Here is a 6,932-nt window from a genome sequence, read left to right as displayed (position 1 = left end):
TTATTATATGAATCTGATCAATAAAATGCAAGAAACAACTTGGTCTTTAAATCAAAAGTGTTTTTGTATTATAATGAAAGGCATGGGATTTCCCGCTTATTTTGTCGATGTTGGGAAGCGCTTGCGCTGATGCAAAATCGTCATTCCCCATTCTCTTCTCTGCCTGTATTTGGGGCATTTGGGCATAATGAAGCCCATACGAACGTGTTTAAAGGCGGTTGTTCAAACCGTCCAGCCTAAGCCTGAGGGGTGTCATTATGACTGATCGAAACGTTCTGCTTCGCGGGGCGCTTGCTGTGATTTTATTATATTTGTTGCTTGTTTTTACCTTTTTCGTACCGTATTTGTCTTTACTTTCGATATGGTTGATTCCACTTCCGTTAATGTATCTTGGCGCAAAAGACGGTTGGAAAGCATCACTATGTACATTCGCGTTGGGTGTTCTGTTCTTGGTTTTTGCAGATCATTCGCTCTATTCGCTATTGCCAATTTTCTTCATGATATTAGGTGGGGCGCTGGGTTACATGTTGCAGGCAAAAAAATCCGCATTTGCCTTGCTACTTGCCGGCAGCCTGACCAACATTGTCGTGCTGATCGTTTATTTGGCAATTTCCGTTCTGGCTTTTCACTTTAACCCGGTAACTGTTTTCCAGTCGAATCTCAATGATTCGCTCAATCAAACCATTCAGCAGATGCAGCCGATGATGGAGCAAAATGCAGATGAACTAATGGCGCAAATTCGGACGCAAATGAATCATTTGCTTCTTCTGACGCCGGTGATCTTGATCATGGCTGGAGTTTTCTATGCCTTCATTGTGATTTTAATTGCCTTGCCGATTTTACGCAAATTAAAGATTGATGCGCCGCGCTGGGTGCCGTTCCGTCTCTGGCAAGTGCCGAGAAGCATTATCTGGCTGTATCTGGCGGTTCTTTTTATCGGCTGGTTCGGTATCGATCAGGAAACGCCACTGTTTACAGCTGTGCTCAATATTGATGTGATTTTACAAATTCTGCTTGCAGTTCAGGGACTCAGTTTGATTTATTACTATGCGCATATGAAAAAATTCCCGTTAATTGTGCCGATTACACTAACCATCCTCATCGGTATGTTTGGATTCTTGCTACTGCAATTGGTACGTATATTGGGTATAATTGACTTGGGTTTCGATCTTCGCAAGAGGATTGGTCGAAAAAGTCATAATTGATCTGGCCGTTTCAGTTTTGCGAGCAAACGGTAACGGCTGTTTGTGCACGCAAAATGAAGCATGATGACGTGTACTGCCTTATGATCATTCGTTTTTAAAGGAATGTTTTGAGGCGTGACCGTAGCATTTTCATGCGGCCTGTGGGAGCTGACACATTTTGGCGAATCAATTTAAACATCGGTGGCGCGGCGATTTTTTGATCGTAATCGGTCTCCTTTGTCTACTGTTTCTTGTCTTTATTGCTTTCTTAAATTGGCTGCTGTCGCTCGCCGGACTTGTGCTTCTGATTCTGTCGGTCTCGTGGTTCTTGGTCAATGAGCGACAATTTGACAGGGAATTGGTTCAATACGTGGCCGGTTTGTCTTACCGGATAAAAAAAGTCGGCGATGAAGTATTACTGAATATGCCGATCGGGATTCTGCTCTATGATGAATCAAACCGGGTCGAGTGGTGCAATACTTCCCTGAATGCGATTGCTGATGAAGAAGCACGAACCGTGATCGGCCGCCCGTTGAGCGAGATTTCCGAACAGTTGGTGAAGCTGATTGCTTCGGATAACGAATCGACGATTATTTCGATTAATGATCGCCAGTACCGGGTGCGTTTAAGACGTTCGGACCGGCTGATTTATTTTAACGATATCACGGATACGTTGGAAATTAAGAAGCACTACTACAATGAAAAAACGGTTCTGGCTCTCATTTTCCTTGATAATTATGATGAAGTGACGCAAGGTCTGGAAGATCAGGTGCGCAGTACAATTAATAATGAGACGACTTCTATTATTAAAAATTGGGCGACTGAACACGGCATTTACTTGCGCAGAACTGCTTCAGACCGCTTTCTAGCTGTTTTGAACGAACGGTTGCTTCAGGCAATTGAGGATGAACATTTCTCGATTCTGGACAAGGTTCGAGAAATCACCGTTCCGCTCAGTCATATCCCGTTGACTTTGAGTATTGGCGTCGGTGCGGGAAGCACTTCTTTGGAAGATTTGGGGAGCTACGCGCAATCTGCTTTGGACTTGGGTCTTGGACGCGGCGGCGATCAAGCGGTAATCAAACGTCCGGATGGTGATGTTCGTTTCTACGGCGGAAAATCAAACCCGGTTGAAAAACGCACCCGTGTACGTGCTCGCGTGATTTCACATGCGTTGTCTGAATTGATGCTGGAAAGCGATCAGGTTATGATTATGGGCCATCAGGCGCCTGACCTCGATTCAATTGGCTCGTGCATCGGTATCTTGAAAATAGCCCATGCCAATGGGCGAAGCGCCAAGATTATTATGGATGATGCGCACAATGTCTCCGGGATTTCCAAACTCATTGAAGAATTGAAAAAGCAGAAAAATTTATGGTCCAATTTTATTACCGCAGAACGTGCGGCGGATCAGATGACCAAACGTACCTTGATGGTTGTGGTGGATACGCATCGACCGTCCATGGTTGCCGCGCCATCGCTGCTCGCTGATGTACATCGCGTCGTTGTCATCGACCACCATCGGCGCGCAGAAGAATTTATTAAAGATTCCGTTTTGGTCTATATGGAGCCTTATGCATCCTCAACAGCTGAATTGGTTACAGAGCTGCTTGAGTATCAACCGAATGAACGGCCGCTTGACGTCATTGAAGCAACGGCAATGCTCGGTGGTATCGCGGTGGATACGAAAAATTTCACGCTGCGCACCGGTTTTCGAACATTTGATGCCGCTTCGTATTTGCGCGCACATGGCGCCGATACAATACTGGTGCAGAAATTTCTCAGTGATGATTTGGATCAATTCAATCAGCGGGCAAAATTGATTCGAAAGACCGAATTATATAAATCGAATGCTGCAATTGCAGTGGGTGAAGCAGATCAAACCTACGATCAGGTACTGCTTGCGCAGACAGCCGATACGTTACTGATGCTGGAAGGGATCCGGACTTCGTTTGTCATCGGCAAACGCAAAGATGGATTGATTGGTGTCAGTGCCCGGTCGCTTGGCGATATGAATGTTCAGATCATTATGGAAAGCTTGGGCGGCGGCGGTCACTTAAATAATGCGGCGACTCAGATGGCGGACATCACGCTGGAAGAGGCCGTGGATCGCGTGAAAAAAGCGGTCGATTTGTATCTTGAAGGAGGTTTGTCCTAAATGAAAGTGATATTCTTGAAAGATGTCAAAGGAAAGGGAAAAGCCGGTGAAATTAAAGAGGTTTCCGAAGGCTATGCACGCAACTATCTCCTCCCCAAAAATGTGGCAGTAGAAGCAAACAAGGGGAGCTTAAGCATGTTAAATGCGCAAAAAAAGAAGCAAAAAGAACGCGCAGAAAATGAACGCAATGGGGCAGAAGCACTCAAAGCAAAAATTGAAAAAATGACGATTGAGCTGAAAGCAAAATCCGGTGAAGGCGGTCGGTTGTTCGGTTCAATTACCAGCAAACAAATCGCGCAAGCCTTGAAAAAGGCGGATATCAGCATTGATAAACGCAAAATTGATTTGCCGGAACCGATTCGGACACTGGGCTTTACCGACGTACCGTTGAAGCTTCATCCGAAAGTTCTTGCTAAGGTAAAGGTTCATGTCACTGAAGAATAAGCCTTGAATCCGCCCGGCGCGTCTGTGCGTTTGGCGGATTTTTACGGTTATTACTGTGCATTGAGAGATGCGTGTGAAACCGGAATTTTCTAAAGGAGGAGCGACATGAGTGACTTATTTGCGGATCGGATTCCGCCCCATAATATGGAAGCCGAACAGGCTGTTCTCGGCGCCGTTTTCCTAGAACCTTCATCGGTGATCACTGCGTCGGAAGTGTTGATTCCTGAAGACTTTTACCGCACAAGCCACCAGCTCATTTTCTCCGTCATGCTTGAGCTTTCGGAAAAGAATGAACCGGTTGATGTTGTCACGGTCACCAATGCCCTTCAGTCCTCGAAGCGGCTGGAAGAGGTCGGCGGCGTTTCCTATCTCGCCGAACTGGCCGATTCCGCACCAACCGCTGCAAATATCGAGTACTATTGTTCGATTGTGGCGGAGAAAGCAACCCTTCGCCGTCTGATCCGAACAGCGACGCAAATTGTTTCCGAGGGCTACACAAGCGAGGACGGCATCGAAACCGTGCTTGATGATGCGGAGCGCAGGATACTGGAGGTTGCCGAAAGAAAGCGCAGCGGTGAATTTCAGGCCATTAAAGATGTTTTGATGGAAACATACGATAACATTGAAATGCTTCAGAGCAGGCAGGATGATGTTACCGGGACACCGACCGGTTTTCTGGAACTCGATCGGATGACAGCAGGCTTTCAAAAAAGCGATCTGATCATCGTCGCTGCCCGTCCATCGGTCGGAAAAACGGCTTTTGCGTTAAATATTGCTCAGAATGTTGCCATTAAGAATGAGGCCAATGTGGCGATATTCAGTCTTGAAATGGGAGCCAAACAATTGGCCATGCGTATGTTGTGTGCAGAAGGGAATATTAATGCGCAAAAACTGCGAACCGGAAAGCTGGAAGATGAGGACTGGCAAAAGCTGACGATGGCGATGGGCAGTCTGTCACGTGCCGGCATTTATATCGATGATTCCCCTGGTGTGCGGGTCAACGATATCCGTTCAAAATGCCGCCGCCTGAAGCAGGAAAAAGGTCTGGATATGGTTGTCATTGACTATCTTCAGCTAATCATGGGCTCGGGGAGTTCCGGCCGTCAGGAAAACCGGCAGCAAGAGGTCTCGGAAATTTCGCGAATGTTGAAACAGATGGCCAGAGAACTAGACGTCCCGGTTATCGCGCTGTCCCAGCTGTCCCGTGGTGTCGAAGCACGTCAGGACAAGCGGCCGATGATGAGCGATATCCGTGAATCCGGAAGTATTGAGCAGGATGCCGACGTTGTTGCCTTCTTATATCGCGATGATTACTACAACAAGGAAAGCGAAAAACAGAACATCATTGAAATTATCATTGCCAAGCAGCGAAACGGTCCGGTTGGTACGGTGGAATTGGCCTTTGTTAAAGAGTACAGCAAATTCGTGAATATTGATCGGAAACATAGTGATGAGGATGTTCCGCGTGGTGCATGAGTAGAATTATATCGTGAATCCGAATAAAAATAATTATAACCCTGTTAATGTTCGTATCCACATTGACTTTTCAAGCAATTACCTGTTAGACTAGACAGTGGCTTTAGTGAACTAAAATATTATTTTTTAAAAGTTGGGGGCTAAATGAATGTCTTCTGTTGTTGTTGTTGGCGCACAGTGGGGCGATGAAGGAAAAGGCAAGATTACCGACTACCTTTCGGAAAACTCGGAAGTAGTATCGCGCTACCAAGGCGGAGATAATGCCGGGCATACCATTGTTTGGAACGGCAAAACCTATAAATTACGGTTGATGCCGTCAGGGATCCTATACAGCGAAAAGATCTGCGTTTTGGGCAATGGTATGGTGATCAATCCAAAATCGTTGTGCAAGGAACTGGATTATATGATGGAAAGCGGTGTGCGCACGACGAATCTGCGGATCAGCAATCGCGCGCATCTGATCCTCCCGTACCACTTGAAACTGGATATGCTCGAAGAAGAAAGCAAGGGCACATCCAAAATCGGCACAACACAGAAGGGAATCGGCCCTGCATATATGGACAAGGCGGCACGTGTCGGTATTCGGATGGCGGACCTTCTTGAGCCGGAAACATTCCGTGCGAAACTGGAAAAGAACTTGAAAGAAAAGAACCGTCTTCTCGAGAAATTTTATGACAGCGAAGGCTTTGATATTAAGGACATCTATGATGAATATATTGGCTATGGTGAACGCCTGAAACCGCTCGTGTGCGATACGTCCGTTGTTCTGAATGACGCACTTGACGCTGGAAAACGCGTGCTGTTTGAAGGCGCTCAAGGATGCATGCTTGATATTGATCAAGGCACGTACCCATTTGTAACGTCATCCAACCCAGTTGCCGGTGGTGTGACGATTGGTGCCGGTGTCGGTCCGTCAAAAATCAATCATGTTGTCGGCTGCGCGAAAGCTTATACAACACGTGTTGGCGATGGTCCGTTCCCAACCGAATTAGAGGATGAGATTGGCGATCAAATTCGTGAAGTGGGCCATGAATACGGAACGGTAACCGGGCGGGCGCGCCGCGTCGGCTGGTTTGACAGTGTGGTTGTCCGCCATTCACGCCGTGTCAGCGGTTTGACGGATCTGTCCCTTAACTGTGTCGATGTTCTTACCGGACTTGAAACGGTAAAAATCTGCAAAGCTTATAAATATAAAGGCAAGCTGATTGAAGAGTTCCCGGCAAGTCTGAATGTCCTTGCCGAATGCGAACCGGTCTACGAAGAAATGCCTGGATGGAAAGAAGACATCACCGGAGCAAAATCATTGTCTGAACTTCCGGCGAATGCGCGTCACTATATTGAACGCATTGCACAACTGACTCAAGTCGGTTTGTCACTGTTCTCTGTCGGTCCGGACCGCACACAAACCATTGAGGTGCGCAATCCATTTCGCTAATCAGAAAATAAAAGAATAAAAAATCACGTCATGGCTATCCTTTAAAGGCCATGGCGTTTTTACTTTCCGGCATAACGCAAAGGCTGTGAAACCAATGCGCGAGGCGTAGGTAAAGGTTCAAGATTTGCTCTTTTTTCCGAATAAAGAGTAGACCTTCTCAGAAAAAGGGTTGCAAATGCATAAAGACCGTGTTAAAATATTTCTTGTGCCGCAAAAAGACAAGCATTTGCAGCTT

Annotated in this window: 5 protein-coding genes; all 5 read left to right on the top strand. The window is 46.5% G+C overall.

Annotated elements, in window-relative coordinates:
* The first annotated feature begins 257 nt into the window (after positions 1 to 257).
* The 5 genes from SIN01_RS13375 to SIN01_RS13355 all read left to right on the top strand — a co-directional run bounded on the left by SIN01_RS13375 (position 258) and on the right by SIN01_RS13355 (position 6,697).
* Complete coding sequence (locus SIN01_RS13375; RefSeq protein ID WP_010027209.1) at positions 258 to 1,205, top strand: YybS family protein; 948 nt, start codon at positions 258 to 260, stop codon at positions 1,203 to 1,205.
* Between the two features lie 157 nt (positions 1,206 to 1,362).
* Complete coding sequence (locus tag SIN01_RS13370; protein ID WP_028982945.1) at positions 1,363 to 3,342, top strand: DHH family phosphoesterase; 1,980 nt, start codon at positions 1,363 to 1,365, stop codon at positions 3,340 to 3,342.
* Positions 3,343 to 3,786 carry a 50S ribosomal protein L9 gene (gene rplI / locus SIN01_RS13365; RefSeq protein ID WP_028978116.1) on the top strand — a complete coding sequence of 148 codons (444 nt, stop codon included), beginning with the start codon at positions 3,343 to 3,345 and terminating at the stop codon, positions 3,784 to 3,786. It abuts the gene before it with no gap.
* A 105-nt stretch (positions 3,787 to 3,891) separates the two neighbouring features.
* Positions 3,892 to 5,262, top strand: coding sequence for a replicative DNA helicase (gene dnaB, locus SIN01_RS13360; protein ID WP_010027372.1), 1,371 nt, complete (start codon positions 3,892 to 3,894; stop codon positions 5,260 to 5,262).
* Positions 5,263 to 5,410: 148 nt separating this feature from the next.
* The gene (locus SIN01_RS13355; RefSeq protein WP_010027373.1) at positions 5,411 to 6,697 is read left to right on the top strand and encodes an adenylosuccinate synthase; all 1,287 of its coding nucleotides are present in this window, start codon (positions 5,411 to 5,413) and stop codon (positions 6,695 to 6,697) included.
* Positions 6,698 to 6,932: the final 235 nt, after the last annotated feature.

Source organism: Sporolactobacillus inulinus (assembly GCF_006539285.1).
GTDB lineage: Bacteria > Bacillota > Bacilli > Bacillales > Sporolactobacillaceae > Sporolactobacillus > Sporolactobacillus inulinus.
Note: the sequence above shows the minus strand (reverse complement) of the source record. Positions and strands in the feature narration are given on the sequence as shown.

Excerpts from the sequence above, each read along its gene's own strand:
- rplI (WP_028978116.1), top strand. The coding sequence starts at position 3,343 with ATGAAAGTGATATTCTTGAAAGATGTCAAAGGAAAGGGAAAAGCCGGT.
- SIN01_RS13375 (WP_010027209.1), top strand. The coding sequence starts at position 258 with ATGACTGATCGAAACGTTCTGCTTCGCGGGGCGCTTGCTGTGATTTTA.
- SIN01_RS13355 (WP_010027373.1), top strand. The coding sequence starts at position 5,411 with ATGTCTTCTGTTGTTGTTGTTGGCGCACAGTGGGGCGATGAAGGAAAA.
- dnaB (WP_010027372.1), top strand. The coding sequence starts at position 3,892 with ATGAGTGACTTATTTGCGGATCGGATTCCGCCCCATAATATGGAAGCC.